Origin of the sequence: Aeromonas sp. LsrichE-8G, from assembly GCF_022869435.1 — a bacterium.
GTDB lineage: Bacteria > Pseudomonadota > Gammaproteobacteria > Enterobacterales > Aeromonadaceae > Aeromonas > Aeromonas caviae.
The window spans coordinates 1-3,588 of sequence record NZ_JALIHH010000122.1 but is presented as its reverse complement, the minus strand read 5'-3'; the positions used below and the strand labels follow the sequence as shown (position 1 = coordinate 3,588).

Here is a 3,588-nt window from a genome sequence, read left to right as displayed (position 1 = left end):
GGTCACGCTCTTACTTTGTGGGCTCTTGCGGCGGTGCGCCGTTAGAGGTGATCAAGCAATACATTCAAAACCAGCGGGGCTGACGCCCCGGCGAAATTCCCCTCCCACCTACGTCGGAGGGAGTCCCCTTTCGCATTTAAGATGGAATACCTCCGGTTAGCCATCGACGCCAACCCGTCAATCGGGGCGCTCACTTTTTAGCTTAGCCCGCCCGCGCTCGCCCGGTGTGCAGGTAGACACCTGCGCCCTTGACGGTGCCCACCCTGTAGCAGGTATGCTCGACCCCTTCGGCGCCCTGCCGTGCGGGCGCCGCTCAAACAAGGATGCCGCATGCAAACCAAGGACAAGTGTCTGGCCGCCCTGGTCATTCTCTGCTGGGGACTCAACTTCGTCGCCATCAAGTGGGGGCTGGAAGGCATCCCCCCACTGCTGCTGGGAGCACTGCGTTTCGTCGGAGTCGTCTTCCCGGCCATTCTGCTGGTCCCCAGGCCTGCCATGCCCTGGCGCTGGCTGCTGGCCTATGGCGGTGCGATCAGCCTGGGCCAGTTTGCCTTCCTGTTCTGCGCCATGAAATTCGGCATGCCCGCCGGCATGGCCTCCCTGGTGCTGCAATCCCAGGTGGTCTTCACCCTGCTGTTCGCCATGATCTGGCTCGGAGAGCGCTGGCAGCCCCACCACTGGGTGGCACTGCCGCTGGCGGGAGCAGGTCTTTATCTCATTGCCACCCATGGCGAGGGCAACCTCACCCTCATCGGGTTTGTGCTGACGCTGTGCGCAGCCGCCTGCTGGGGCCTTGGCAACGTCATCAATCGCCAGATAGGTCTGCGCTATCGCACCTCTCTGCCGAGCCTGGTCGCCTGGGGCGGGCTGGTGCCCATCCTGCCCTTCTTCGCGCTCTCCTGGCTGTTCGAGGGGCCCGAACTCATCGCAAGCAGCCTGCTCAACATCCGTTGGCAGGGCGTCTTGTGCGTGCTCTATCTCTCGTTTATCGCCACCTGGCTCGGTTATGGCCTGTGGGGGAGGCTGCTGATGCGCTATCCGGTGGCCCAGGTTGCCCCCCTCTCCCTGCTGGTGCCCTGTGTCGGCATGGTGGCCGCCGCCCTGCTGCTCGATGAACACCCCACTCCCCTGCAATGGCTGGGCTCGGGTCTGGTGTTGCTCGGCTTCGTGGTGCATCTGCTGGGGGGCAAGATGCGCTTCTTGAAGACCCAAACCGAGGATTGACCTCGCCCGGGAAACTTCCCATCATGGGTCAGGCCCTCTTGGGCCCACCCCGTTATTTCGGCAGGATGCCATCATCAGGAGAGCAAGGACATGCGTCATCCGTCACTTTCGATCATTCCCTCTTTACCAGGCATCATGCGGGTCACGGCCATGCTGCTCCCCTTCTGCTGGAGCCCGTTCGGCTGGAGTGCCACCCTGCCGGCAGATCTCAAATGGGAGAACAACGACACCGATCCCGTCTATGCAGACCCCGAGGCCAAGCGAGGCGGCACCTTCCGGGATTTCATGTCGAGCTTTCCGCTCACCTTGCGCAAATACGGACCGGATTCCAACGGCGGCTTTGCGGCCTACGTGCGCGAGACCAACCTGCCGCTCCTGAGCACCCATCCCGTGACGCGCAATCCCATCCCCATGCTGGCCAACCAGTGGGCTTTCGGCGCGGATAACAAGACGCTCTATTTTCGTATCAACCCCAAGGCCCGCTGGTCGGACGGCCAGCCCGTCACTGCGGACGACTGGGTCTTCACCCTCAAGATGATGCGCAGCAAGGAGATCAACGACCCCTGGTACAACAACTACTACAGCACCCAGATAAGCGAAGTGACCAAGTTTGACGATCACACCCTCGCCATCACCAGCGGCACCGAGAAGAGCCGGGAAGATCTGCTCGAAGCTCTCCCCTTCACCCCGGAGCCCAGCCACGCCATCAAGCTGACCGCCAACTGGGTCAAGGAGTACAACTGGAAGGTGCTGCCGGTCACAGGCCCCTACCAGATTGGCGAGCTCAAGAAGGGCAAGTCGGTTACCTTCGACCGGGTCAAGGATTGGTGGGGGAACGACGAGCGCTACTTCCAGCACCGCTTCAATCCGGATCGCATCGAGATCAAGGTGCTCAGGGATCAGAACATCGCCTGGCAGCACTTCCTGCGCGGTGAGCTCGACACCTTCCCACTCGTGATGCCCAACTGGTGGCACGACAAGAGCAAGACCGCCGAATTCGAGAAGGGTTATATCGAGCGGCTCTGGTTCTACAACCAGACGCCTCAGCCCCCCATGGGGCTCTATCTCAACACCGCCGATCCCTTGCTGAGCAATCTCGACGTCAGACTCGGCATCCAGCACGCCCTCGCCCTGGACAAGATGATCGCGACCCTGCTGCGGGGGGACTACCAGCGTCTCAACACCTATGGCTCGGGCCAGGGAGATTTCACCAATACCGACCTCAAGGCGCGCCCCTTCGATCCCGCCCTTGCTCGCGAATTCTTTGCCAAGGCGGGCTTTACCAAGACCGGACCGGATGGCATCTTGCGAAACGACAAGGACCAGCCCCTCTCCCTCAGCATCACCTACACCACGGCGGAACATGCCCAGCGTCTCACCCTGCTGCGGGAAGAGGCGAAAAAGGCGGGGCTCAACCTCGAGCTCAATCTGATGGATGCATCGGCCGGCTTCAAATCCATGCTGGAGAAAAAACACCAGAGTGCCTGGATGGCCTGGAGCGGTGGTCGCTATCCCGCCTACTGGGAACACTTCCACAGGGTCAATGCCAACAAGCCCCAGACCAACAACATCATGAACATTGATGACGATAGGATCTCGGCCCTGGTGGAGCAATACGACAAGGCGTTCGATTTCGGCAAGAAGGCCGACCTCTCCCGCCAGATCCAGCAGCGACTCTATGAGCTCGCCAGCTTCGTCCCCGCCTATCAGGTGCCCTATACCCGGGCTGGCGCCTGGCGCTGGGTACGCCTGCCCAAGGTGCCGGCAACCCCCCAGAGCGACTTGCTCTACTGGCCCCTCGACGGCTCCAACTCGGGTTACAGCTTCGGCGGCCTGCTCTGGATTGACGAAGCGGCAAAGGCGCAGACCCGGGCCGCCATCAAAGGGGGGCAGACCTTCCCGCCAGTGACCATCACGGATACCACCTACCAGCAAAAATAGGCTATGTCCCAATTACGTGTTGCATGGGGCGCCCCAGCGCCTCATGCAAGCAACGTGGTACATTCACTTCCCGCCCGTAGCGCTCCAACATCCTTCGCCAACCCAGATAATTTCTCAGATAGTGGGTCGCTACCCCATGGAACCGCTCCATCCACTCTTTCAACCGACGGTGATATCCGTTTACATGCTGGATATGGTACGCGCCAACCACACGCTCGCCTTGGCGATTGCGCACGACCTGATGGGTCACTCCCTGCGCTTTGCTGAAACTGGCATACACCCCGGCGCCGTCGCTACACAACACCGCATCTGACGAGACAAGGGGTGTCAAAACAGCTATCACCGTCTCGGCATTCATTTTCTCCAACTGAAAATCCGCATGGTGACCAGCCCGGTCCTGAACCACCATCACCGGGATGTAAT

4 protein-coding genes are annotated in these 3,588 nt (G+C 61.0%); 3 read left to right on the top strand and 1 reads right to left on the bottom strand.

Features of this window, described 5'->3' with window-relative positions; all coding sequences use genetic code 11:
- The 3 genes from MUW49_RS16795 to MUW49_RS16785 all read left to right on the top strand — a co-directional run.
- Positions 1–83: transposase (locus MUW49_RS16795; RefSeq protein WP_244812998.1), on the top strand; the 83-nt coding region annotated here is incomplete at its 5' end.
- Positions 84–330: 247 nt separating this feature from the next.
- A complete protein-coding gene (locus MUW49_RS16790) occupies positions 331–1,224 on the top strand; it encodes an EamA family transporter (protein WP_010675306.1) in 894 nt (297 codons plus the stop codon).
- A 90-nt stretch (positions 1,225–1,314) separates the two neighbouring features.
- A complete protein-coding gene (locus MUW49_RS16785) occupies positions 1,315–3,165 on the top strand; it encodes an extracellular solute-binding protein (RefSeq protein WP_227262907.1) in 1,851 nt (616 codons plus the stop codon).
- Position 3,166: 1 nt separating this feature from the next.
- On the opposite strand, the gene MUW49_RS16780 is transcribed toward MUW49_RS16785, so the two are convergent.
- Positions 3,167–3,588 (bottom strand): IS1595 family transposase (locus MUW49_RS16780; protein WP_244812997.1); only part of this gene is annotated, 422 nt, incomplete at its 5' end.